Genomic DNA, 23,473 nt, shown 5'->3' with positions numbered 1-23,473 from the left:
GATATACGCGTGCTGGCGTAATGAGCCTGATCTAGAAGTTCGCGGTGTGATCTTCGAACAGGTCGTGCAGGTGGTTGCGCTTCACTGTGTGATCGACCATCGCCTGCAGGTCGAAGTCCCGTCCCAGTTCTTCGAGCGATCTCGCCGCGTGCACGGCGTGCGCCTTGGCCAGCGTGTTGCGCGCATGGATCTCGAAGCTGTCGATGATTTCCAGCCCGCCGTCGGGCAGCAGTTCCAGCGCTGCGTTCTCGACCGAGTAGGTGGTGCCGCGGATGGTTTTGCCTTCGACGACGTATTCGGTGAAGCCGTGGCGCAAGGTGCGGAATGCGGACCACGCCATGTCGTAGTCGACCAGCTCGTACAGGCTCTGGCCGCCGCCGCCCTGGGTGATCTGGACGTAGCCGCTGTCCAGCGGCAGCCCGAAGCCCATCGGCTTGGAGCGCTCGTAGATGTGGTCGTGACCGACCAGCAGCAGATCGACGCCGTGGCGCAGCAGGATGTTTTCCTCCAGCAGCACCAGCGAGAAGTTGAACGGGTCGCGGCCGTCGCAGCTGGTCCAGATCGTGTAGTGCTGGACGAAGATGATGAAGTCGATTTCGCCATTGGCACGCCGCAGCGATGCGTCGGCGAGGTCCGCTTCCAGTGCGGCGAGTTCCTTCAGCAGTTCACCGGCGTCGGCGGCATCGTTGAGCAGCGAGCCGCCGGTGCTGACGCAGAAGTGGATGTTGCCGTAGTCGAAGCCGTAGTAGATGCCGTTGCCGGGCAGGGTGACGCGGCTGGTGTAGCCCTGGCCGCCACCGTCCTTGTTCTCGTGATTGCCGGGCGCGGTCATGACCGGGATTTCGGATGCCAGCGGTTCGAGCATGTCGAAGTAGCTGTCCCACACCGGCTGGTCGCCGTTGGCATAGGACAGGTCGCCGGCGATCCAGACGAAGTCCGGATTCTTGGCGCGGGTCGCGGCGGTGACGGCGCGGCTGGCGTCGCTCTGCGCGTGGTCGCCGAAGTGAATGAAGCGGAAGCTGTCCTGCCGCGCCGGCTGCAATACGCGCACGGCGGACCAGCCGCCGGTTTCCGAGCCGACGCGATAGCGGATCGGGCGGGTGGTATCGAGGTCACGCATCGTCGCGCTGTGCGTGAGCGCGTCGACGTCATAGGTGGCCTGGGTCTGACCTTCGGCGCTGAACGGGAACGCCGCGGTCTGGATCTCGCAGTCGCTCATGCCGGCGTCGACCGGACCGTACTGGACGACCGTGCCCGGATCGGCGGCGCCGTCGGTGAACCAGGTGATCGTGCGCGTGGTGGCCGGATCGTCGGTCCAGCTCACGTGCAGGCCGCGCGGGCGCTGCGTGCCGGTTGCGGCTGGTACCGCGCAGCCGTTGCCGGTGGCGGCGTTGCTGCCGACGTTCGAGACCTCACTGCTGCCACAGGCGTTCAGCAGCGGCAGCGCCAGCACGCCGGCGCCAGCGCGCAGCAGGCTGCGGCGGGTGGGGTCGGGCAGGCAGAACGGTTTCGGGTGTTTCGGCGGACGCATCGCAGGCACTCATCGCGGGGGAATTCGCCCGCGAGCGCGTCGCTGACGAACCCGGCAGCCTAGGGCGCGTGCGTTGCAGTATTGCGATACGGCGGCTGGGAAATTCGGCCCACGCCTTGGCGTCAGTGCGACCTTGCTGTGTGCTTGAGCAGCGTCAGTGTGTGATCCAGCAGTTCGGGGCCGCCGGATTCGAAGTGGCCGGGGATCACGCTGCGAATCTGCGGATAGCGCGCCTGGATGTTGCGGATGGACTGCGGCCATTGCACCGGATCGGCGTCGGCGACATTGCCCATGGCAGCGGCGCTAATCGACTTGATCATGCAGCCGCCGAACAGCAGCTGATATTGCGGTAGCCACACCACGAGATTGTCCGGGCTGTGGCCGGGGCCGGGCGAGAACACCTCGACCGCGCCGACGGGGACCGCTTGGCCTTGCTTCAGGTCATCCAGCACCGGATCGTGCGGTGCGCTGATCTGCTTGCCCGCAGCAAGCTCGCGCGTTTTCGGGCTCTGCGCCAGCGGAATGTCGCGCACGTCCAGCTCCGGCCAGCCGCCGATGCGGTCGTCATGGAAGTGCGTGGGAATGACGTGGGTGATCGGCAGCTTCAACGTGGCGTCGATCCAGTCGATCAGCTGTCGCGTCGGCTCAACGCCCCAGGCGGTGTCGATCAGGGTGATGCTGTCGCCGTCGCGCACGATCAGGCCATTGGCCGGATAGGGGCGGTTGCCGTCCAGCAAATGCCATGACGTGTGTTCCCAAAGATCCGGTGCCAGCTGCTTGATCTGCAATTCGTCGGAGACGTGCCAGACACGAGTGCCGTCCACTGCAATCGGGGCGGGGTCTTCTGCGCGGGAAACAAAGGATGCGCATAGCAGCAGCGCAACAAGGCAATGTCGGATCAAAGTGTTCATCGGCACATTGAGCCGAATTACCGCCTCAACGTCCAGTGCCCGCGGACGGCCGTAGCCGATGACCGTGGGCGCTGGACGCCGTGTTTCAGGCTGCGTTGGCCTTGAGCAGACCGCGTTCGCGCGCCAGCGTCAGCGCGGTGTCCTCGATCATGTCTTCCTGACCGCCAACCATCTTGCGACGGCCGAGTTCGAGCAGGATCTCGCGTGCGGAGATGCCGTACTTCTGCTCGGCACGCTTGGCGAACAGCAGGAAGCTTGAGTAGACGCCGGCGTAGCCCAAGGTCAATGCATTGCGGTCGATACGCACCGGGAAGTCGAGGATCGGCGTGACCAGATCCTCGGCGACGTCGGAGACCTTGAACAGATCGACGCCGGTTTCGATGCCCATGCGATTGCACACGGCGATGAACACTTCCAGCGGGGTGTTGCCGGCGCCGGCACCCATGCCACCGCAGGCGCAGTCGATGCGGCGTGCGCCGGCGGCGACCGCGGCGACCGAGTTGGCCACGCCCATCGACAGGTTGTGGTGGCCGTGGAAGCCGATCTCGGTTTCCGGCTTGGCCTTCTCGCGCAGCAGCGCGATGCGGGCGGTGACATCGTCGGGCAGCATGTAGCCGGCGCTGTCGGTGATGTAGAGGCAGTTGGCGCCGTAGCTTTCCATCAGCAGCGCCTGCTCGACCAGCTGCTCGGGCTCGATCATGTGCGCCATCATCAGAAAGCCCACCGTATCCAGGCCCATCTTGCGGCCCAGGTTGATGTGCTGCTCGGAGACGTCGGCTTCGGTGCAGTGCGTGGCGACGCGAATGGTCGTGACGCCGCAGTCCGCCGCCATCTTCAGATGCTCGACGGTGCCGATGCCCGGCAGCAGCAGCGCCGAGACCTTGGCCTGCTTCATGTGCGGAATCACCGCGCGCAGATATTCCTCGTCAGTCGCGGCCGGGAAGCCGTAGTTGACCGAGGCGCCGCCCAGACCGTCGCCGTGCGTGACTTCGATCAGCGGCACGCCAGCGGCGTCGAGCCCCTGCGAGATCGACTGCATCTGCTCGATGGTGATCTGGTGACGCTTGGGGTGCATGCCGTCGCGCAGCGACATGTCATGCACTTTGATCTGGATGCCTTTGAGATTCATGGGAGCGTTCATCGCGAGAGTCCGATCGTCTATGTCCCGGAGGGGGAACCGTTATGAAGGGGTGGCCGAGCGCCGGCACAGCGCCTCGGCGGCGACGCGCGAGCGCATCGCCAGTGCAATCAATTCAAAGATGCGCAGCGGCGCCAGCCACACCAGCACGATGTCGGTGAAGACTTCGCCGCGATGGCCGTGGGCCCGCGAAACCTGCCGCAGCTTGCGGTGCGCGGTCTCATGCAGGCGCGGGCAGTCCGTCACCTGATCGTGGGCCTGCGTGTAGGCCGCATAAGCGCCTCGACCGTCGCCCGCAGCCAGCAATGCATCGCCCTGTTGCCACAGGGCTTCGGCTTCACGCACGCGCTGGTCGATGTCGGGCACGCCGGGTCTCAGGCCGCGACGTCGAACGACAGACGGCCGGCGAGCATTTCCTCGGCGAACATTTCCGCGGTGCGCGTCGCCGAGGCGGTCATGATGTCGAGGTTGCCGGCGTACTTGGGCAGGAAGTCGCCGAGACCTTCGACTTCCATGTAGGTGGTGACGCGGTTGCCGTCGAACACCGGGCCGTTGACCAAGCGGTAGCCCGGCACGTACTTCTGCACTTCGGCGACCATGGCCTTCACCGAGGCTTCGATCTCGGCCTGCTTCGGCGCATCTTCGGTCAGGCAGTGGATGGTGTCGCGCATGATCAACGGCGGTTCCGCCGGGTTGATCACGATGATCGCCTTGCCCTGCTTGGCGCCGCCGATTTTCGAGACCGCGCCGGAGGTGGTGCGGGTGAATTCGTCGATGTTCTTGCGTGTGCCGGGGCCGACGGATTTGCTGGCCACGGTGGCGACGATTTCGCCGTAGCTGACCGGCTGCACGCGCGACACCGCGTAGACCATCGGGATCGTGGCCTGGCCACCGCAGGTGACCATGTTGACGTTCATCTCGCGCTTGCCGGCGTGCTCCAGCAGGTTGATCGGTGGCACGCAGTACGGCCCGATCGCGGCCGGCGTCAGGTCGATCATCATCACGCCGAGCGCGTTGAGCTTGTCCGAGTTTTCCTTGTGCACGTAGGCGCTGGTAGCGTCGAACGCGATCTTCACGCCGTCTTCAAGCACGTGCGGCAGCATGCCATCGACGCCCTTGTCGGTGATCTTCATGCCGGCCGCCTTGGCGCGCGCCAGGCCTTCGGATTCCGGGTCGATGCCGACCATCCAGGTCGGTTCGAGGAGGCTGCTGCGCTGCAGCTTGTACATCAGGTCGGTGCCGATGTTGCCGGAACCGATGATCGCGCACTTGATCTTGCTCATGCCGGAATGCTCAGTTTTCAAAGCCAATGGATGCGCCGCCAATGCCGTCGAGCGTCATCTCGAAACGGTCACCGGGGGTGATTGGAAGAAGAGGCGCCAGCGAACCCGAGAGAATTATTTCGCCGGCGAGAAAGGGAATGCCAAAACGGCCCAGGGTATTGGCGAGCCACGCGACCGCTGTCGCTGGATGCCCTTGTACCGCAGAGCCCAGACCGGCAGCGATGTGCTCGCCGTTCTTGAGAATGTTCATCTTGACCGCGGCCAGATCCAGACTGCGCGGATCGACGCGATCGGGGCCGAGCACGAACACGCCGCAGGAGGCGTTGTCGGCGACGGTGTCCTGGATCTTGATCTTCCAGTCGCGGATGCGCGAATCGACGATCTCGAAGCAGGGGCTGACATAGTCGGTGGCGTCGATCACCTGATCTTCGGTGACGCCGGGGCCGCGCAGATCCTTCTTCAGCACAAAGGCGATCTCGCCTTCGGCACGCGGCTGGATCAGTTTGGCTGCAGACAGACTGACGACGGCGCCGTTGTCGACGTGCATCGTGTCGGTGAGGAAGCCGAAGTCCGGCTGATGCACGCCGAGCATGTCCTGCACCGGCTTGCTGGTGACACCGATCTTCTTGCCGACCACGCGCTCGCCTTCGGCGGTGCGGCGTTCGAGCATGCGCAGCGAGATGCGGTAGGCGTCGTCGATGTCGATCGACGGTTCGCGTTCGGTCAGCGGACGCAGCATTTCACGCGCGCGCAGCGCGGCGAACAGCTCGTCGCCCAGACGTTCGATCGTCTCCTTGGAAAGCGCCATGGTGATCAGCCGTTCTGCAGGAAGTCGATGACGGTGCGATTGAACAGGTCGCGGTGTTCCATCATCACCCAGTGTCCGCATTGCGGGACCAGCACCATGCGGCAGTTCGGCATGCCCTTGGCCAGCCGCAGGATGCCGCTGTCCGGCATCATCTGTTCGTTCAGGCCCCACAGCGCCAGCGACGGACAGGTGATCTGGCCCAGCTGCTCGGTCATGTTCGGAACCTTCATGGTCTTGATGACCTGCGGGTTCTGCGTCTTCATGATCGCAAGGCGCTCCTGCACCAGCGCGTCGTCAACGCAGTCCGGATTGACGACGAAGGCCTTGCGGAAGAATTCCTTCATGCGCTCGGCCGTCACCGGCTCGCCGGAGTTGAACAGGCCGAACATCATCGCCATGCCCGGCATCGCCAGATAGTCCGGCAGATCATTGAGCCCGCCCGGAGCCATCAGCACCAGGCGCTCGACGTTGTCGGGATGCGCCAGCGCATAACCGAGCGCGATCGCGCCGCCCAGCGAATTGCCGACCAGCGTGTACTTCTGCACGCCGATGGCGTCCAGCGTCTGCTTGATGCATTCGATGAAGAACGACAGCGGGTACTCGACGTCGTCCGGCTTGTCCGAATAGCCGTAGCCGATCAGGTCCGGCACGATGCAGCGGTAGCCGGCCTCGACCAGTGCCGGGACATTGCCCTTGAAGTTGCTGTGGCCGGATGCGCCATTGCCTGAGCCATGCAGGAACACGACGACCGGGCCCTGGCCCTGATCGGTGTAGTGGATGCGATAGCCGTTGGGCAAGGCCGCGTAGTTGCCCTCGGGAATTGGCTTCTGAGTCATGGGATTGTCTTGCGTAACGGACGGAAGGCCCCGTTTAGACACGCATGGTCCCTTAGCGCGATTTTTGAGACGTCACCCTTTTGGACGACAGATCGCGGCGCGTGATGTCCTAGGATGCAGCATCCTTTCAGAGTCGAAGGCCTCATCGCCGTGCATGCGTCCCCAGCTTCTGCCCGATCCGTGGTGCTTGTCACTGGTGGTGCCAAGGGGGTCGGGCGCGGTATCAGCGAATGCTTTCTGGCGCAGGGCGCCGAGGTCATCGTCTGCGGGCGCGAGGCGCCGGAATCGCTGCCCAGCGTCGAGGGGCGCAGCGCGCAGTTCATCGCCGCCGACGTGCGCAAGCACGATCAGGTCGATGCGCTGTTCGAGCAGATCCAGAGCCGCTACGGCCGTCTCGATGTGTTGATCAACAACGCCGGCGGCGCGCCGTTTGCGATGGCGGACAAGACTTCGCCGCGCTTCAACGAGGCGATCATCGCCCTGAATCTGACGGCACCGTTTCATCTGGCGCAGAAGGCCAACGCGATGATGCAGGCGGCCGGTGGCGGTGTGATCGTGTTCGTCGCCAGCGTCAGCGCGCTGCGACCGTCGCCGGGTACCGCCGCGTATGGCGCGGCCAAGGCCGGCATTCTGAATCTGACGCAGACCCTGGCGGTGGAGTGGGCGCCGAAGGTGCGCGTGGTCGCGGTCAGCCCAGGGCTGGTGCGGACCGAACAGTCGGCGTTGCACTATGGCGATGACGCCGGCATCGCGGCGGTCGAGAAGACCGTGCCGCTGGGTCGCATGGCGCAGCCGCGCGATATCGGCGAGGCCTGCGTGTGGTTGAGTTCTGAAGCTGCCGGCTACGTCTCCGGCAGCAATCTGGTCGTACATGGTGGTGGCGAACGCCCGGCATTTCTGGAGGCGGCGACCGCTAACAAGACGTAACAGGCAGTGCAGCGCAATCCGACAACATTCGGGGGCGCCTTGGGGGAGACCATGCAGACGATAGATCTGCGAACGCGGGACCTGAATCCGCGGCGTGTGGGAGGGCAAGCGCCCGCCCCGCGCCGTGGTCTGTTTGCCATGACCGCTGCGGCGCTGCTGCTGACCGCCTGCGGCGACAGTGCGTCGCCGTCCAGTGCGCCGGGAACACCGGCGCCCACGAAAACCTGCAAGCACCACGACGAGCAGCGTCAGCCGTTCTTCGGCGACCTGCATGTGCATACGCGCTATTCGCTGGACGCCAATACCCAGGGCACGATCGTCGGTCCGCATGACGCGTATCGTTTTGCGCGCGGCGAGCCGCTGGGCATCCAGCCTTACGACGAAAACGGCAACGCGCTGCGCACGACGCAGCTGGCGCGACCGCTGGATTTTGCTGCGGTGACGGATCACGCCGAGCTGTTCGGCGAGGTCGAGATCTGCACTAACCCGGAGTACGTCGAGTACTACCTGGCGGAATGCACGCTGTACCGCGCGGCGCCGGAACAGTCGTTCATCATCTTCAATCTGGTGGCGGTCGGTCTGCCGGAACTGCCGCAGTTCCCGGTGCCGCCCGGTGTGCCGGTGGTGTCCGATCTGCCGGTGATCGGGGCCAACGGCAAGATCCCCCGGCTGCCGTATTGCGGCGTCGACGGCCAGCGCTGTCTGGAAGCGGCGAAGACGCCGTGGACCGACATCCAGCAGGCGGCCGAGGCCTACTACGACCGCAGCGATGACTGCCGCTTCTCCACCTTCGTGGGGTATGAGTGGACCGGTGCGCCGCTGTCGAACAACCTGCACCGCAACGTCATCTTCGAAAGCGAAGTGGTGCCGGGGCTACCGCCGGCGTACCAGGAATTTCCGCGCGAGGAACTGCTGTGGCAGGCGCTGGACGCGCAGTGCGGCACGGTCGCGGGCTGCGACTATCTGACGATTCCGCACAACTCGAATCTCAGCGCCGGCATGATGTTCGAGACCCAGGATCGTTTCGGCAACGACTACACGGCGGAGTTTGCACAGCGGCGTCAGGATGCCGAGCCGCTGGCCGAGATCTATCAGCACAAGGGTCAGTCGGAATGCCTCGGCACGAGCGGTGTCGGCGCGCAGGACGAGCTGTGCGGGTTCGAGTTGCTGCCGTACAACAACCTGACCGGCGAGCGCTTCGGCGGCCTCAATACCGGGCCTCCGATGGAACAGGATTTCCTGCGTCAGGCGCTCAAGGCTGGCCTGCAGCAGGAGCAGCAGCTGGGCGTGAATCCGTTCAAGTACGGCTTCATCGGCAGCTCCGACACGCACATGGGCACGCCGGGCAATGTGATCGAGGACCGCTTCACCGGGCATGCCGGCGCCGGTCTGAATCCGTCCAATTACAGCGGCGGTCTGACTGACGTGATCGAGGCCAGTCCGGGCGGTCTCGCCGTGCTGTGGGCGGAGCAGAACACGCGCGAGTCGCTGTTCTCGGCGATGCGCCGGCGCGAGGCCTACGGCACCAGCGGTACACGGCCGATCGTGCGCTTCTTCGGCGGCTGGGATTACCCGAGCGATCTGTGCGGGCGTGGTGATTTCGTCCCGGTTGGTTACGCGCAGGGCGTGCCGATGGGCGGTGACCTGCCGGCGGCACACTCCGATGCGCCGCGCTTTGCGGTATCGGCGCTGCGTGACCCCGGCTTCGCGCTGGAGCCGACACAGCCGCTGCAGCGCATCCAGATCATCAAGGGCTGGGTCGCCGACGGCCAGACCCACGAGCAGGTCTACGACGTGGCGGGTGATCCGAACAACGGCGCGTCGGTTGATCTCGATACCTGCGAGAGCACCGGCAGCGGCTTCGCCAGTCTGTGCACGGTATGGACCGATCCGGCTTTCGATCCGTCGCAACCGGCGTTCTACTACGCGCGCGTGGTCGAGAATCCGAGCTGCCGCTGGTCGACACGGCAGTGTCTGGCGGCGGGTGTGGACTGCAGCAATCCGGATGCGGTGCCGGAGGGCTATGCCGATTGCTGCAACGCGGACACTCCGAAGACGATCCAGGAACGCGCGTGGACTTCGCCGATCTGGTATCGACCGACCCAGAGCGCGATGCAGTGATTCGCGGACTCGCCGTCTGGCGTTCACCGCTGCTGCACTTCGCCGTGATCGGCGCGGTGCTGTACGTGTTGCAGCAGTTCGTCACGCTGCAATGGGTGCAGCCGCGCGCGACGATCGCGGTCAGCGTTGCCGACGTCGAACGCCTGCGCAACGAGTGGCGGCGAGAAACCGCGCAGCAGCCCGATGCGCGACAGCTGCAGGCCAGCGTCGAGCACTACATCGACGAGCAGGTGCTGTTGCATGAAGCGCTGCGCCTGGGGCTGGACCGGCGCGATCCGGTAGTGCGCTATCGCCTGTTGCAGAACATGCGCATGGCGATGTCGGATGCACCGAACGCCGGCGACGATGCCGCATTGCTGCAGCAGGCCCAGGCGCTGGGGATGGCCGCGCGTGATCTGGTGGTTCGCCGCCGGTTGATCCAGGCGATGGAACAGCGTCTGGTCGCCGGGGTTGCCGTCGACGCCAAGGCGGTCGCGGAGTATGTGGCTGCGCATCCACAGCGCTATGCCGCGCCGATGCGTTACGACTTCAGTCAGGTGTACGTGCACGACGAAGCTGCGCGTGCGCAGCAGATCCTCGAGCAGCTGCGGCGTGATCCCGCGGCACGGCCATCGGCCGGTGATGCCTTTGCGCTGGGAAGCGAATTCTCCGGGCTTTCTCGCGCCCAGGTGGCCGCCAAGTTCGATGCGTCGGTGGCCGATGCGGTGGCGGCAGCGCCGGTCGGACAGTGGATCGGTCCGGTGCGTTCTCCGTACGGCTGGCACCTGTTGCGGGTCGCGCGGCAGCATCCGGCGCAGGACTCGACGCCCGATGCTGCACAGTTGCGCAGTGCCGGGTATGCCTTGCAGCGTGAGCGCGAGCAGCAGGCACTGCACGCGGCGATTGCCGAACTGCGCAGTCGCTATCGCGTGCAGCAGCTGGCCGATGCCGATGCTGATGCCGGCGGCGGAGCGGGCGCATGAGGTCCGTGCTGATCCGTATCGCTGCTGGGAGCGCGCTGTGGCTGCTGGCACTGACGGCAGCGCAGGCGCATCCGCTGTCACCGGCCCTGCTGCAGTTGAAGCAGACCGCGCCGACGCAGTACAGCGTGGACTGGCGGGTGTCGCCGCAAGCTGCGACGCGGACGCCCCTGGCGCCGGTGTTTCCTGCCGACTGCGCGGCGGTGTCGGCGAAGCCGGACGTGCTGGATTCGGGTCTGCTGATCCAGCGCTGGAATCTGCGCTGCCAGAGCGCGCTGGCCGGACGGCCGCTGCGGATCGACGGACTGGCGCGGAGTCCGATCAATGTGATCCTGCGGCTGCAACGTCTGCAGGGCGGCGAAGTCCAGGCCTTGCTGGATGCGGATCAGGACACCTTTATGGTTCCGGAGAACGTGTTGAGCAGCGCCGCGGGAGGGGTGTTCGCGGCCTATTTGCAGATGGGCATCGAACATCTGCTGTCCGGTCTGGATCATGTGCTGTTCGTGCTGGGGCTGTTGTTGCTGGCGCGGCGCGGCCGTGTGCTGCTGCTGACGATCACCGCATTCACGTTGGGGCACAGCCTGACGCTGGCGCTGGCCGTACTGGGAGTCGTGCGCGTCAACGCGGCGCTCACGGAATTGCTGATCGCGCTGAGCATCGTCTGGCTGGCGCTGGAAGTGGTGCGCAATCGGACCGTGGGTAGCGGCTGGGCGGCGCGGAGGCCGTGGGCGCTCGCGGGTGGCTTCGGCTTGCTGCATGGCTTGGGGTTCGCCGGCGCGCTGGCGCAGATCGGGGTGCCTGCGGATGCGATTCCGCTGTCGCTGCTGGGCTTCAATCTGGGCATCGAGCTGGGGCAGCTGGGGCTGGTTGCGGTCGTGCTGATCACCGCGCGGCTGTGGCGCGCGCTGGCCTCAGCCTGGCCTTCGGTCCCGGCGTTGCGGGGGCTGTCGGGGTACTTGATGGGCTCTGTTGCTGCGTGCTGGGTCTACGAGCGGTTGGCTGTGTTTGTTTCTTAGTTTCTGATTTAAATGGTTTATTTCTAATAATTGCGGAAATGCTGCAGCGCAACAAAACAGTCGCGGCAGCGCTATAATGCTGCAATGCAACATCCATCCGATTCGTCGGGAGAAGAGCACATGAAACAGACTTCAAAGACTTGGCTGCGGCCGCTCCTGCCGGTGGCGCTGGCGCTCGGCGCCGTGTCTGCGGCAGCGCACGCAGCCCCGGCCGTCCAGGCTGACGATTCCGCCGAAGCCGTACTGGAATGCATGCGCGCCAATGTGCCGACCTCGGTGCGGGTGCAGCAGATCGAGCTGGAAGCGACCGATCGTGCCGGAGCGGCGCGCATCGTCGGCGGGCGTCTGTATGCGCGCCTGGAACCGCAGGAGGACGGCGGCCGCCGGGTCAGGGCGACCCTGCGTGTCGACAGTCCGGACTATCTGGCCGGTGCGGCGTATCTGGTCCGCGAGTTCGACGCCGAGCGCGCTGACGGCATGTACGTGTTCCTGCCGTCGGTCAAGCGCGTGCGTCGTGTCAGCGCGGAATTCGCCGACGGTGCGCTGCTGGGCACCAACTTCAGCTACTACGACTTCAAGCAGATCCAGAACGCCTTCGGTGATTCCAGCGCGAAATTGCTGGCGCCGTCGGAGCTGCAGGGGCGGGCCGTCAATGTAGTCGACTTCACCCCGTCGAGTGAATCTGCATCCACCTACACGCGGGTGCACGCACTGGTCGACCAGAAGACCTGCGTGCCGTTGCAGATCGATTTCATTGAGGGCGATAAAGTCCACAAGCGCTGGAGCGTCGAGCCTTCGGCGCTGCACCAGAGCGGTACCCACTGGTATGCCGCGGTGTCGGTGATGCGCGATCTGCAGGACAACACGCAGACGCTGTTGCGCGTGCTCGAGGTCAAGAGCGATACCCAGGTGCCCAGTCGTTATTTCGAGCCGGCCACGTTCTACCTCGGCAACTGAGCGGGAACGCAGTTCCCGCTATCCTTGTCCCTCAAAAATAACAGGGGGACGAGCATGCAGGCCGCACATCCGATGCTGGCGCCGGCAATTGCGCTGGTGCTGTGGACCTTCGTAATCTGGCTGTGGATGTACGCCACACGTATTCCGGCGATCCAGAAAGCCCGGATGGTGCTGGACCCGTATCGGGTCAAAGGCGAGCAGATGGCCGAGCTGCCGCCGCAGGTGCGCTGGAAGGCGGATAACTACAACCATCTGATGGAGCAGCCCACGCTGTTCTATGCGGTGGTGTTGTTGTTGGCACTGATCGGTGATGCGTCGACTGCGAGCCTGGCGCTGGCCTGGACCTATGTGGGTCTGCGCGTCGTGCACAGTCTGGTGCAGACGCTGATCAACAAGATCGAAGTGCGCTTCGTCGTATTTGCCGTGTCCTCGCTGGTCCTGCTGGCTCTGGCCGTGCGCGCTGCGTTGCAGCTCTGCTGAGGTCGGCACGACGTCGCTGACTCGCACATCCGGATGATCCGGGGCCCCGGCATCGCTGTCACAGTACGCGCCGGCCTGGGAGTGGGGAGCGAGTGATGCGCAGACTGGAAGGACGAGTCGTTGCGGTGCTGGGTGCGGCCAGCGGGATCGGCGCCGCGACCGCGCGGAGGCTCGCCGAAGAAGGTGCGGCGGTCGTCATCGGCGACGTCAATCTTCAGGGCGCACAGGCCGTCGCGGCGTCGATTGCGGAACAGGGTGGTCGCTGCAGCGCGCTGGCCTGTGACATTGCCGACGAAGACGCCGTGCGTGCGTTCATGCATGCGGTGGCCGAGGCGCATGGCGGGCTCGATGGTCTGCACGTCAATGCTGCTGACATGCGTGCACTGCAGTCCGATACCGACGCGCTGGACGTGCCGCTCGAAATCTTCGATCGCACGTTGGCGGTCAACCTGCGCGGGCATCTGCTGTGCACACGCCACGCCCTGCCGCTGATGCTGCCGCGCGGAGGCGGCGCGATCGTCTACACCAGTTCGGGTGCGGCGGATTTCGGTGAGGGTACGCGCCTGAGCTATGCAGTTAGCAAGAGCGGTCTGCACGCGCTGATGCGGCACGTTGCCACGCGCTGGGGCAAGGAGGGCATCCGTGCCAATGCGATCGCGCCTGGTCTGGTCATCACGGAACAGTTGCGCGATCACTTTCCGGAAGAAGCCCGTGAGGCGACGCTCGCGCTGACGCGCAGCCGGCGCCTTGGCGAACCGGAAGACATCGCGGCGATGGTGGCGATGCTGATGTCGGATGACGGTGCCTGGATCACCGGGCAGGTGATCGGCGTCGATGGCGGCGCGATGCTGCGCTGAGGCGTCGCGCTCAGTTCGCGCCGGCGATCCAGCGTTCGGTCTGCGCCCATAGGCGTGCGGCGACGTCGATGTCATCGGCATCCTTCCTGGCCGCTGCGGGCGCGCAGTTGCGGAAGTAGCGTCCACCGCGCAGCTGCGTCGCGCTGGCGCAGTGGATGCTCGTCTGCGCGCCTTCAGTCGGCGTCAGCAGGAAATACCGTTCGATCGGCGCCAGTGATTTGCGCAGACGCTCGATGACTGGATTGCCTTGCAGTCCCTTGTCCGCAATGTGCGTATAGACCGCGCCGGGGTGCAGGCAATAGGCCTGCAGACCTTCGTTGCCGAAGCGACGCTGCAGCTCGAAAGTCGCATGTACCAGCGCCAGTTTGGACAGGCCGTAGCTGACCCAGGAATCATGCTGTGCCGGTGGTGCAAACAGGCCAGCGTTGCCGCCCTTGCGATGCAGCTGCGAGACAACGTTGACGATGCGGGCGTCGCCGCTTTGTCGGGCCGATGCTCGCAGCGCCGGCAGCAGGCCCAGCGTCAGCTGCATCGTGCCGAGGTAGTTCGTGCGCCAGTGGATCTCGATGCCGTCCGCACTCCGTTGCGGTGTCTTGTGCTGTGACAGCAGATCGAGATGGATGCCGGCATTGTTGATCAGCACATCCAGGCGATCGCCATGGCGTCCGCTGTAGTCCGCAACGAAGGCGTCCACTGAGGCGCGCTGCGCGAGGTCCAGTGGCATCGCTTCGACCGGCACACCGTCTGAGCCCAGCGCCGCATTCAGGCGATCGGCCAAGGCCTGGGGGGCGCTACGAGTTGTCACCGTGACGTGTGCGCCGCGACCGGCGAGGATGCACGCGGTCTCGAAACCGATGGAGCCGGCAGCGGCTCCGGTGACGATGACGTGTCGCCCTGCCATCGAAACGGGCTTGGCAAAGCGGGCATTTATAAACAGCTGGCGGGGCGAAAAGCCGGTCACGTCTGGAGCCCGTAAAGGTCGGAATTCAGCATATCCGGCAGATGGGCCATCCAAGTCCTCCGCATGGACGAATTGCGTCGATGCCAATCTCCCCTGTCACCCCAAAGGGTGATGCCGCTGGGCGTCGAAGCCCGGAAGATGGCCTTGGAGCATACAGATCATTCCAAGGAGGAGACGATGACTCAGGCGAGCTTTCCCGCCGGTGCGGTGCTGGTGTTCGGCGGCAGCGGCGGTATCGGCCAGGAAGTGGCCAAGAGTTTTGCGCGTGCCGGCAGTGACGTAGCGATCGTCTATCGCTCCAAGCAAGACGTCGCAGAGCGCGTCGCCGGCGAGATCCGCGATGCCGGGCGCAAGGCCAGCATCCACGCGGCCGACGTGCGCGAACCGGAACAGGTGGTGGCAGCGGTCGAGGCGGCGGTGGCCGCGCATGGCGCCATTCACACGGTGGTCTGGGGTGCGGGGCCGGTGGTCGAGCAGGTGATGATTGCCGATACCACGCCGGAGCTGTGGCGCAAGTCGATCGACATCGAGGTGCACGGTTTCTTCAACGCCGTGCAGGCGACTCTGCCGCAGCTGCGCAAGCAGGGCGGCGGCTCGTATGTGCATCTGGGTTCTGCCGGGCACGTCTGGTGGCCGGCGAAGGACGGCCTGTCGGTTGCGCCGAAAGCGGCCAACGAGGCGCTGATCCAGGGGATCGCCAAGGAAGAGGGCCGAAATAACATTCGCGCCAATTCGGTGCTGGTCGGTGTGATCGATGCGGGCATGTTTCACGAGCTGCTCAAACGCGGTGTGTTCGACGACAAATGGACCGAGGAAACGCAGAAGCTGCTGTGCATCAAGCGCTGGGGCAAGCCGGAAGAAATCGGTAGTGCCGCGGTGTTTCTTGCCACCAACGGTTATGTCACCGGGCAGCAGATCAACGTGTCCGGCGGTTTCGGTATCTGACGCACAGAGGAGTATTTCCGATGACACTGCCACTGGAAGACATCGAGCGGATCAAGCGCTTAAAGTATCGCTACTGCCGTTGCATTGATACCGCCAACATTGATGAGCTGACGACGCTGTTCACCGAAGATGCCAGCGTGCTGTATGTTGGCGGCAGCTATCGCTTCGAGGCCGAGGGGCGCAGCCGCATCATCGAGGCGCTGAGCATGGCGTTTCATTCGGAGGCATTGGCGACGCATACCGTCAACCATCCGGAAATCGATGTGACCTCACCGACCACGGCAACCGGCGTCTGGTACCTGAAGGACTGGTTCTGTGATCTGCGCCATAAGATCATCACCGACGGCACTGCGCTGTATCGTGATCTCTACGTGAAGCGCGACGGCGAGTGGTTGATCCAGCGGGCAACGTACGAGCGCATCATCGAGATCGTCACGCCGTTCACCGAGCCGCCGAACATTACGGCGCACTGGCTGGCGAAACACGGGCGCAAGTTGCCGGCGTGAAAACAAAACGGCCGCGCTCGACTGGGATCGAGCGCGGCCGCGACGGTGTTGCGTTTAACCGAGCGTCAGGACGCTGTTCAGCAGCAGGCGCACCAGCATGGTCTGGCGGGTGACGCCGGTCTTGCAGAAGATTGAACGCAGATGGGTGCGTGCAGTATTGCGGCGTACGCTCATCTGCTCGGCGGCTTCATCCAGGGTCAGGCCTTCGGCCAGCAGCAGGGCCAGCTGGGCTTCCATCCGCGTCAGGCCAAACAGGCGACGGACCAGTTCCTGCGATGGCTGCGCAGCATTGGATTCCGGATCGCGCAGAAACACGACCGCTGCGGGACGTTGGTTGCTTTCGGACCAGCGACCCATCGGAATCGCCTTGACCAGCACGCCGAGTTTGGCGCGGCCCGACGGGCGCGTGACCGACATGGCTTCGACCACGCCGGGGCCGGCGTCATCGGCGCCTGTGAGCGCGTGGCGAATCATGCGCTGCAGTTCGCGGCTTTCCTGGCTGCTGTCGACGCTGAGGTTGCCGCCACTGGTCCAGAGGCCGTCCTTCTCCGCAAAGATGCGCCGTGCCTCCTGGTTCATCTCGATGATGGTGCCATCCTGCGAGAAGTTGACCACGCCGAGCAGCATGCGGTTGACGGTGCCGGCAAACAGCTGGCGTTCGCATTCGAGAAAATCGAGGCGCGCATGCAGCTGGATCGACCGTTTCAGGTGCGGCAGCATGAAGCGCACCAGAGACTTGTCCTGCTCGCTGAACGGTTTGGCGTCGTGTGAGCGGGTTACACGCAGGCGGCACTCAATGCCTTCACGCGTATAGATGTCGGCGCCGAGCAGATGGCGCACGTCCAGCGGCTTGAGATAGTCACGATAGATGGCGCTCTGCAGCCACTGCTTGCCGATCAGTTCCTCTGCAGTGACAACCTCGCCCTCTTCGAGCCGAACGAACGGATCCATCGCGAAAAAGTGCGTCTGATACGACTCGACGCCCGCTTCAGTTGTGGGGCCGGTATTGATCATGACGCCGGTGCTGTCCGGCGATGGTGGACGCAGCATCAGGGTGACATGTCCGGCGCTGAGCTGGTCACGCAACAACTGAAGTGCGCTGCTCCACGGAGGTGACTCCATGGGGCCTTCGTAAAGTGCGCCGAGTAGCTTATCGAGCTGTTCGAAACTCGGGGCCTCTGGCGCCGCTGTCTTTCCAGTGCCCACCGATGACCTCCCTGCCGCGCTACGCGCGTCGGCAATCGATCTTACTGACAGTGGCATCGACTTCTCTCCTCCGCGTCATGCCTTCATTGGCTGTTCCGTCCCCGGCGTCGTGGCCGGATGCGCCTGTTCGTCAGCCATGGGACGGGGCGCTATCAATATGCATTCGTCGTTGCCGCGTCAAGATTGGCGACAATCGCGATTTCCGTCACTGCACTCGCGATTCGAGTCGCGAGTCCGCAGGCGAAGGCTTGATCATGCACCAAGTGCCCCGGCAACGCGAGTAGGATTTGTAACTCTGCCGGTCATGCTCGTCCGGACGGACGATTCTGCCTGGGTGTCGGCGTCCGACTATTGAACGCTGACGAACAAAGGCAGGAGTGCGGTCACGATGGATGAGAAGCAGATGAAGGCGGCGATGCAGGAATATATCGATGCGTTCAATCGCGTCGATGTCGACGGCATCGTCAATCTCTATGCCGATGACGCGACCGTCGAAGACCCGGTCGGTTCCCCGCCGAAGGTCGGCAAGGCGGCCATTGCCGAGTTCTATCAGATGGCGATCAAGACTGGCGCCAAGCTGTCACTGGCCGCGCCGATTCGCGGGTCGCACGGCAATTCTGCAGCGATGGCGTTCGATGTGCAGCTGAATATGCCGGAGGGTTCGGCGGTCATCCGTGTGATCGATGTCATGACCTTCAATGAAGCCGGCAAGTTCTCGTCGATGCGCGCGTACTGGGGGCAGGGTGATATGGAGCTGCTCGGGACCAAGAAGTAGGCCCTTTCTGCACGGAGCGCGTAGCGATGACATTGGAAGAGATTTCCGATCAGCTGGAACTCAAGCGCCTGGTCACCGACTACGCCAACGCGATCGATCTGCGCGAGTTTGATCGTCTGGATCGGGTGTTCACTGCAGACGCCTATATCGACTACCGCGCGATGGGTGGAATCGATGGGCCATATCCTGCGGTGAAGCAGTGGCTTCCGCAGGCGCTGCTGCACTTTCCGGCGTACATGCACTTCATCGGCAACTGCACTTTCGATGTCGATGGCGACAGCGCGACCGGTCGTGTCGCCTGCTTCAATCCGATGGTGGTGCCGAACCCGGCCACCGATGGCGTCGTCGCCGGCAGCGACACGATGTTTCTTGGCCTGTGGTACGTGGACCGCTACGTGCGTACGCCCGACGGCTGGCGCATCGCCCAGCGCGTTGAAGAGAAATGCTACGACTTCAATGTGCCCGAATGGATGCGCCAGGCGCTCGCGCAGTCGTGACCCAGGCCGGCACGACGTCATTCAGCGATAGCGGTAGATCAGATCCAGGCCGAAGCTGCGCGGTTCACCCCAGATGACCGCGCGGTCGGCTTGCGGCAGGTTATCGATCGCCGCGATCGGATAGACCTTGTCGGCAAGATTGCGGCCCCACACGGCGATGTCGAGTGTGCCGCGGTTGCCGGCATGCAGGTCAGTCGCGCTCAGGCGCGCGTTGAACAGGCCGTAGGCGGGGATTGAGGTCAGGCCGCGGCGTTCCTCGGTGATGACGGTCCCCTCGCGCTCGTCGATGTAGTTGTAGGTCGCATACGCGCGCAGCGCGCCCCAGTCGCGTTCGAGCATCGTCCAGTCGGCGGCGACGACAAACGAATAGCGCGGGGCGGAGGTGAACGGATACAGCTCGGCGACGTTGTTGCCGTCGGCGTCCCGAACCTCCTCGACTCTGGCGTCGAGATAGGCGTAGTTCGCCGACAGGATCAGAGCGGATGTCGCCAGCCAGGTCGTGTCCAGTTCCAGCCCGCGCATGCGCGCGCGGCCGGCATTCTCGGTCTTCGTGTCCGAGATGGTGCCGGGAATCAGGAAGTTGATCTGCATGTCGCGATAGGCGCTGTCGAACACGTCCGCATTGATGCGCAGGCGGCGTTCGAGCCACTCGCTCTTGAGGCCAAGTTCGTAGGACTGCACGTGCTCCGGTGCGAAGCCGTCCACGAAGCCGAAGCCATAGGTGTTGCCTTGCGAGTTGGCGTCGATGTTCGGGTCGCGCACATTGAACCCGCCGCTTTTGTAAGCCTCGACCGATTTGCCGTAGATGTTGACGCTGTCGCTGAGGTCGTAGGCGAGAACGTAAGCGAAGGCGTCGTCGCTGAAGCGTTTGCGCGCCGGGACGTTGTCGAACTTTTCTGCGCTGGACAATGGGATCGCCGTGCCGATGCCGGCAACCTGGCCTTCGACGTAGGTGTCACTGACGCGGAACTTCACCGCCTTGCGCTCGTCCTCCGAGTGGCGATAGCCGACGGTCAGGTGCAGGCGCTGATCCAGTGCGTCCGGGGTCCACGTGGCCTGGCTGAACAGCGCGCTGGCACGATTGTCGATGGTCCAGTCGAGGTCGACGAAGTTCACCAGTCGTGGCCCCGCAAGCGTCAGCAGCTGGTTGCCGAGATCGGCCGGCAGTGCCGCGACCAGGGCGCCGATCTGCGCCGGTTCAATGGCGGTACTGAACTGGTGGTTCAGACGGTGACGGTCCTCGCGGCCATGCTCGCTGAACAGGTACGCGCCCATCACGTAGTCGAGCTGCTCATCGAACAGGTGGCCGCTGAGCTGTAACTCGTGCGACCACTGCTGCTGCGTCACGGTCGGGATCACCAGCGGCGTCGGTCCGCCATTGGCGACCGTGGCGGCTGGGCCGTCGTAGGCGTTGCTGTCGAGCCGATAGTCCGGTGAGCCGGTGCCGCCGGCGAGGTCGGCGTACTGTTTGTCGTCGAGCTCGCGGAAGGCGCCGATATATTTCAGTTCGAAGGGTTCGAGGTCGAGCGTTAAGGTCAGCGCATGGCCATGGATTGTTGTGCCCGAGGCTTCCATCGGCGCGCCCGAAGCCAGGGCGTCGAGCCGGCGATGGGAGTAGATCGTGTTGGCCTGCGCGTAAGGCTTGAACAACTCGGCATCGCCCTTGTCACTGTTGGGCGGCAGCACCGCCTGGAACATGTAGTTGTAGTACTCGGACCGACTGCGGTCGTAGGCGTAATCGGCCGTCAGGCGCTCGGTCGCGAGCCAGCGTGCGTCGAAGCGTAGGCCGGTCTCCTTGCGATCGCCGAAATTGCCGCCCTCACCGGTGTTGTCGACGTAGCCATCGCGTGTGCTGCCGAGCAGCGCGAGCTTGAAGGCGAGGGTGTCGCCGACCGGCACATTGATCGAGCTGCGGCCCAGCCAGTAGTTGCGATTGCCGAGCGTCAGCTTGTGCGTCATCGCGAAGCCGTCGACGCTGGGGCGCCGCGTGATCAGGTTGACCGCGCCGCCGGTGGTGTTGCGTCCGTACAGCGTTCCCTGTGGGCCGCGCAGTACCTCGATGCGCTCAAGGTCGGCGATGTCCATCGCCAGCCCCACTGAGCGTGCGATGTAAACACCGTCGACGTAGACGCCGACCGCAGGGTCCTGCGTCAGCTGTGCATCGTTGATGCCGACGCCGCGGATGAAGATGCGCAAGGTCGCGTTGTGCGTCGGGAACGGTTCGATCGTCATGCTGGGGACACTGACGCCGAGGTCCTGCACGCCCTGGATCCCGATCTGTTCGATCTTCTCGGCGCTGAAGGCTTCGATCGAGATGGGCGTGTCCTGTAGCGATGCGACGCGACGCTCGGCGGTGACGATGATCTCTTCCAATGCCGCCGAGCGTGGGGGTGGTGGGGCGTCTGATGTCGCTTCCGGTGCGTCCGTCAGGGGTGCCACCGGAACAGAGTCCAGCGGTGCGTTCGTCGACGCGGGTAATGAGGCTGGCGCTGCATCGGGATTCGAATCAGTCGAGGACTCGCTGGATGCGTTCAGCGGCTCTCCAAGTAGCGCGTCCAGGTCCTGCGCGTGTGCGGACGCACACAGGATCAACGCGGTCCCCATCCAGAAGATCGGCCAACGACGCATGTTCTCCCCCAGCGTTCGGTTGTTACGACATTCGCATGTCGCACTTGTTTGCGTTCTATGCGCACCGTACCTGCGTCCGGGGGCGTGCCCAACGCGCAAACGGATGAGGAGGAGAGCGGGACGGCAGTGCAGGATAGGTCAAGCGGCCAAACACGCTGAGTCATTCCGGTGTTGGGGGCTTTCAGGGATGCTGTCCCGGAATCTGCTGGCAAGAGCCGAGTAGTATATTGATACTATAACAAACGTTTGTTAGTGTTTGCGTCGGGGGGAGGCGGCCTGAATTCAAGCGATGCAGCGGTGCCGGCCGGAGCTTGTTGCGCTTGGATTTCTCGGGTCTCGGGCGCAAGGACGAGGTGTCGTTATCAAGTCTCTTGCCGTCGTTGCAGTCGAGTTTTCCGGCATCGCTGGGGTGAATTTCAAATCAGGAACGGCACATTTTTTGATGGCGCTTGGAGCCCTTGAATCTTGCCGAGGCGGTTGAACATGCGAACGGATCGGAGTCGATATGCGGAATGCAGCTAGCTGCGCTAAGGTAGCGTCCGCTGATGGACACCGGCATGTTTCGCATGCCGTGATCAGCATATTCAGATGGGCAATCGGACCCCTTTGGGAACACCGCACCGTTCGGCGCTTGCGTGTTGCGCAAGTGGCTGGCGTGAGGACGGTGTCGGGGCGATATGACCACTTATCAGAGCGGTTGGAGAGAGAGTCAGACATGCAAATTCGTCAGCGCTTCAGGGCGCCTATTCGTGTTGCTTTGGCTGTGGGATTGACCGGCATGGTGTCGTTGGCGTCAGCCGCCAAAGTCGACGACGTCGTCACCGCTGGCGAGACCTGGCTGGTGGCGCAGGTGGACTCGCAGAAGAAGGTGGACGCACTGGGCGAACAGCGCCGCGACCTGCAAGGCGAGTACCGCGCAGTGCTGCGCGAGATTGAAGGGCTGGACGCGTACAACCGCCAGCTGGAGCGTCAGCTGCAATTGCAGCGCGACGAGATGTCCGAACTGGACAACAGCATCAGCCAGGCAACGACGGTGGACCGGCAGATCCTGCCGCTGATGCTGCGCATGACCGGGGCGCTGGAACAGTTCATCAGCCTGGACCTGCCGTTTCTGGCGAGCGAGCGGGCCGAGCGCCTGAAGTTCGTCAAGGACGCGATTGATCGCGTCGACGTGACGGTGGCCGAGAAGTTCCGGCAGGTGCTGGAGGCGTACCAGATCGAACTGGAATTCGGACGCACGATCGAAGCGTATACCGGGATGGAAACGATCGACGGCCAGAAGCTGGAAGTGGACTTCCTGCGGGTAGGCCGGATCGGGCTGTACTACCAGAGCCTGGACGGCACGCAGAGCGGACGCTGGGATGCCAAGGCCAAGCAGTGGGTGTCGCTGCCGGCGACGTACCGCAACCCGCTGCGGGATGCGATCAAGGTGGCGCGCAAGCTGGTGGCGCCGGACCTGCTGACCCTGCCGCTGCCGACGCCGGGAGCCGGCGCATGAAGAGCCCGAGCATGAACTTTCTGAACAAGACCCTGCTGGCGAGCGTTGTGGCCGCCGGCACCCTGCTGCTGACCCCGGCGTACGCCCAGGAAACCGGTGGCGAATCCAACATCGACCCGGCTGCCGAACAGCACCAGGCCGACACGCTGGACCAGCTGCTGGACATGGTGCGCAGCAAGACGCTGCAGGACCGCAGCGAACTGCAACAGCGCGAAGCCGAGTTTGCCCAGGCCCGCGATGAACAAGCCAAACTGCTGGCGCAGGCCAAGGCCCGGCGCGACGCCGCCGAAGCACGCTCCAAGACACTGGAACAGACCTTTGACAGCAACAAGCTGACGATCAAGGAAAAGGAAGAACAGCTCAACAACAAGCTGGGCGCACTGAAGGAACTGTTCGGCATCTTCCAGCAGACGGCGGGAGATCTGCAGGGCATCTTCCACAACAGCCCGGTGTCAGCGCAGTACCCGGGGCGCAACGACTTCCTCGAAGCCTTTGCCAAGAAGATGAGCCGGGCCTCGCAGATCAGCACCATCGACGAGATCGAACAGCTGTGGTTCGAACTGCAGCGCGAGATGACCGAAGGCGGCAAGATCGCCACGTTCGAAGCGCCGGTACTGACCGCCGAAGGGCGTG

The 23,473-nt window shown here is 64.2% G+C and carries 22 protein-coding genes and 1 pseudogene; 13 read left to right on the top strand and 10 right to left on the bottom strand.

Annotated elements, in window-relative coordinates; translation table 11 throughout:
• Positions 1 to 31: 31 nt before the first annotated feature.
• The 7 genes from E4T66_RS20825 to E4T66_RS20795 form a co-directional block, all read right to left on the bottom strand.
• Complete coding sequence (locus E4T66_RS20825) at positions 32 to 1,531, bottom strand: purple acid phosphatase family protein (protein WP_136851986.1); 1,500 nt, start codon at positions 1,529 to 1,531, stop codon at positions 32 to 34.
• Between the two features lie 122 nt (positions 1,532 to 1,653).
• Positions 1,654 to 2,442 carry a subclass B1 metallo-beta-lactamase gene (gene bla, locus E4T66_RS20820; protein WP_136851984.1) on the bottom strand — a complete coding sequence of 263 codons (789 nt, stop codon included), beginning with the start codon at positions 2,440 to 2,442 and terminating at the stop codon, positions 1,654 to 1,656.
• An 85-nt stretch (positions 2,443 to 2,527) separates the two neighbouring features.
• Positions 2,528 to 3,571 (bottom strand): 4-hydroxy-2-oxovalerate aldolase, encoded by a 1,044-nt coding sequence (dmpG, locus tag E4T66_RS20815; RefSeq protein ID WP_136852012.1) that lies wholly within the window; start codon positions 3,569 to 3,571, stop codon positions 2,528 to 2,530.
• A gap of 51 nt (positions 3,572 to 3,622) precedes the next feature.
• Positions 3,623 to 3,946: a hypothetical protein gene (locus E4T66_RS20810; RefSeq protein WP_136851982.1), complete on the bottom strand. Its 324-nt coding sequence runs from the start codon at positions 3,944 to 3,946 to the stop codon at positions 3,623 to 3,625.
• Positions 3,947 to 3,954: 8 nt separating this feature from the next.
• A complete protein-coding gene (locus tag E4T66_RS20805; protein ID WP_136851980.1) occupies positions 3,955 to 4,863 on the bottom strand; it encodes an acetaldehyde dehydrogenase (acetylating) in 909 nt (302 codons plus the stop codon).
• A 10-nt stretch (positions 4,864 to 4,873) separates the two neighbouring features.
• Positions 4,874 to 5,671: a fumarylacetoacetate hydrolase family protein gene (locus E4T66_RS20800; RefSeq protein ID WP_136851978.1), complete on the bottom strand. Its 798-nt coding sequence runs from the start codon at positions 5,669 to 5,671 to the stop codon at positions 4,874 to 4,876.
• 5 nt (positions 5,672 to 5,676) lie between these two features.
• On the bottom strand, positions 5,677 to 6,507 hold the full coding sequence (locus tag E4T66_RS20795) for an alpha/beta fold hydrolase (protein WP_136851976.1): 831 nt from the start codon (positions 6,505 to 6,507) through the stop codon (positions 5,677 to 5,679).
• 183 nt (positions 6,508 to 6,690) lie between these two features.
• Here E4T66_RS20795 and E4T66_RS20790 point away from each other — a divergent pair, with 183 nt between their 5' ends.
• The 7 genes from E4T66_RS20790 (at position 6,691) to E4T66_RS20760 (ending at position 13,824) form a co-directional block, all read left to right on the top strand.
• The gene (locus tag E4T66_RS20790; RefSeq protein WP_211243064.1) at positions 6,691 to 7,434 is read left to right on the top strand and encodes an SDR family oxidoreductase; all 744 of its coding nucleotides are present in this window, start codon (positions 6,691 to 6,693) and stop codon (positions 7,432 to 7,434) included.
• A 138-nt stretch (positions 7,435 to 7,572) separates the two neighbouring features.
• Positions 7,573 to 9,555, top strand: coding sequence for a DUF3604 domain-containing protein (locus E4T66_RS20785; protein WP_211243063.1), 1,983 nt, complete (start codon positions 7,573 to 7,575; stop codon positions 9,553 to 9,555).
• On the top strand, positions 9,507 to 10,517 hold the full coding sequence (locus E4T66_RS20780) for a peptidyl-prolyl cis-trans isomerase (protein WP_136851970.1): 1,011 nt from the start codon (positions 9,507 to 9,509) through the stop codon (positions 10,515 to 10,517). Before E4T66_RS20785 ends, E4T66_RS20780 begins: the two co-directional genes overlap by 49 nt.
• Complete coding sequence (locus tag E4T66_RS20775; RefSeq protein WP_136851968.1) at positions 10,514 to 11,530, top strand: HupE/UreJ family protein; 1,017 nt, start codon at positions 10,514 to 10,516, stop codon at positions 11,528 to 11,530. Before E4T66_RS20780 ends, E4T66_RS20775 begins: the two co-directional genes overlap by 4 nt.
• A gap of 120 nt (positions 11,531 to 11,650) precedes the next feature.
• Complete coding sequence (locus E4T66_RS20770; RefSeq protein WP_169577756.1) at positions 11,651 to 12,487, top strand: outer membrane lipoprotein-sorting protein; 837 nt, start codon at positions 11,651 to 11,653, stop codon at positions 12,485 to 12,487.
• 54 nt (positions 12,488 to 12,541) lie between these two features.
• On the top strand, positions 12,542 to 12,967 hold the full coding sequence (locus E4T66_RS20765; protein WP_136851964.1) for an MAPEG family protein: 426 nt from the start codon (positions 12,542 to 12,544) through the stop codon (positions 12,965 to 12,967).
• A 95-nt stretch (positions 12,968 to 13,062) separates the two neighbouring features.
• A complete protein-coding gene (locus tag E4T66_RS20760) occupies positions 13,063 to 13,824 on the top strand; it encodes an SDR family NAD(P)-dependent oxidoreductase (RefSeq protein WP_136851962.1) in 762 nt (253 codons plus the stop codon).
• Positions 13,825 to 13,834: 10 nt separating this feature from the next.
• Here the strand turns inward: E4T66_RS20760 and E4T66_RS20755 are convergent, their stop codons facing one another.
• Positions 13,835 to 14,725: an SDR family NAD(P)-dependent oxidoreductase gene (locus E4T66_RS20755; RefSeq protein ID WP_136851960.1), complete on the bottom strand. Its 891-nt coding sequence runs from the start codon at positions 14,723 to 14,725 to the stop codon at positions 13,835 to 13,837.
• Positions 14,726 to 14,962: 237 nt separating this feature from the next.
• On the opposite strand from E4T66_RS20755, the gene E4T66_RS20750 reads away from it, so the two are divergent.
• On the top strand, positions 14,963 to 15,730 hold the full coding sequence (locus E4T66_RS20750) for an SDR family NAD(P)-dependent oxidoreductase (protein WP_136851957.1): 768 nt from the start codon (positions 14,963 to 14,965) through the stop codon (positions 15,728 to 15,730).
• Positions 15,731 to 15,750: 20 nt separating this feature from the next.
• The gene (locus tag E4T66_RS20745) at positions 15,751 to 16,236 is read left to right on the top strand and encodes a nuclear transport factor 2 family protein (protein ID WP_136851955.1); all 486 of its coding nucleotides are present in this window, start codon (positions 15,751 to 15,753) and stop codon (positions 16,234 to 16,236) included.
• 54 nt (positions 16,237 to 16,290) lie between these two features.
• Here the strand turns inward: E4T66_RS20745 and E4T66_RS20740 are convergent, their stop codons facing one another.
• The gene (locus E4T66_RS20740) at positions 16,291 to 17,499 is read right to left on the bottom strand and encodes a helix-turn-helix transcriptional regulator (RefSeq protein WP_136851953.1); all 1,209 of its coding nucleotides are present in this window, start codon (positions 17,497 to 17,499) and stop codon (positions 16,291 to 16,293) included.
• Between the two features lie 331 nt (positions 17,500 to 17,830).
• On the opposite strand from E4T66_RS20740, the gene E4T66_RS20735 reads away from it, so the two are divergent.
• Positions 17,831 to 18,217: a steroid Delta-isomerase gene (locus E4T66_RS20735; protein WP_211243062.1), complete on the top strand. Its 387-nt coding sequence runs from the start codon at positions 17,831 to 17,833 to the stop codon at positions 18,215 to 18,217.
• Between the two features lie 26 nt (positions 18,218 to 18,243).
• Positions 18,244 to 18,714, top strand: coding sequence for a nuclear transport factor 2 family protein (locus E4T66_RS20730; RefSeq protein ID WP_136851951.1), 471 nt, complete (start codon positions 18,244 to 18,246; stop codon positions 18,712 to 18,714).
• A 21-nt stretch (positions 18,715 to 18,735) separates the two neighbouring features.
• On the opposite strand, the gene E4T66_RS20725 is transcribed toward E4T66_RS20730, so the two are convergent.
• Positions 18,736 to 21,342 (bottom strand): TonB-dependent receptor, encoded by a 2,607-nt coding sequence (locus E4T66_RS20725; protein ID WP_248679830.1) that lies wholly within the window; start codon positions 21,340 to 21,342, stop codon positions 18,736 to 18,738.
• Positions 21,343 to 22,057: 715 nt separating this feature from the next.
• On the opposite strand from E4T66_RS20725, the gene E4T66_RS20720 reads away from it, so the two are divergent.
• Positions 22,058 to 22,840, top strand: coding sequence for a DUF3450 domain-containing protein (locus tag E4T66_RS20720; protein ID WP_169577755.1), 783 nt, complete (start codon positions 22,058 to 22,060; stop codon positions 22,838 to 22,840).
• A pseudogene (locus tag E4T66_RS20715) lies at positions 22,837 to 23,473 on the top strand (energy transducer TonB); the annotation flags it as partial. The gene E4T66_RS20720 and the pseudogene E4T66_RS20715, both read left to right, overlap by 4 nt.

Origin of the sequence: Sinimarinibacterium arenosum, assembly GCF_005047655.1 — a bacterium.
Taxonomy (GTDB): Bacteria; Pseudomonadota; Gammaproteobacteria; order Nevskiales; family Nevskiaceae; genus Solimonas.
This window is presented reverse-complemented; position numbering and strand designations above follow the sequence as displayed.